This window comes from Pseudomonas sp. P5_B2, assembly GCF_056400445.1.
Window position 1 is genome coordinate 1 of sequence record NZ_JBFULH010001166.1, and the last position, 918, is coordinate 918.

The 918-nt window shown below is 56.4% G+C and carries 1 protein-coding gene; it reads left to right on the forward strand.

Going from position 1 to position 918, the window contains the following annotated elements:
* Positions 1-85 precede the first annotated feature (85 nt).
* A partial coding sequence (locus AC1DRJ_RS29940; protein WP_477805305.1) for a type III PLP-dependent enzyme occupies positions 86-918 on the forward strand: 833 nt, incomplete at its 3' end.

The window sequence follows — 918 nt, forward strand, 5'->3', positions numbered from 1 at the left end:
GGAAGTAGGCGAACCAAAGTGGGGATACGGAGGACGTTCATTTGCACCCATTGATTAATCTAGTTTGCCAGTAGGAGATTCCAGCATGTCGATCAAGGTCGAAGACTATTACGCGCGCGAAACCTTCCAGAAAATGAAGGCCTTCGCCGACACGCAAGAAACCCCGTTCGTGGTAATAGACACCGCGATGATCAGCCAGGCCTATGACGACCTGCGCGCCGGTTTCGAATTCGCCAAGGTCTACTACGCGGTCAAGGCCAACCCGGCCGTCGAAATCATCGACCTGCTCAAAGAAAAAGGTTCGAGCTTCGACATCGCGTCGATCTACGAACTGGACAAAGTGATGGACCGCGGCGTCAGCGCCGACCGTATCAGTTACGGCAACACCATCAAGAAATCCAAGGACATCCGCTACTTCTACGAGAAGGGCGTGCGCCTGTTCTCCACCGACTCCGAAGCCGACCTGCGCAACATCGCCAAGGCCGCACCGGGTTCGAAAGTCTATGTGCGCATTCTGACTGAAGGCTCGACCACCGCTGACTGGCCTCTGTCGCGCAAATTCGGCTGCCAGACCGACATGGCTATGGACCTGCTGATCCTCGCCCGTGACCTGGGCCTGGTGCCATACGGCATCTCGTTCCACGTCGGCTCGCAACAGCGCGACATCAGCGTCTGGGACGCGGCGATCGCCAAGGTCAAAGTGATTTTCGAACGCCTGAAAGAAGAAGACGGCATTCACCTCAAGCTGATCAATATGGGCGGCGGCTTCCCGGCCAACTACATCACCCGCACCAACAGCCTGGAAACCTACGCTGAAGAAATTATCCGCTTCCTCAAGGAAGACTTCGGTGATGACCTGCCAGAAATCATCCTGGAACCAGGCCGTTCGCTGATCGCCAACGCCGGTATCCTGGTCAG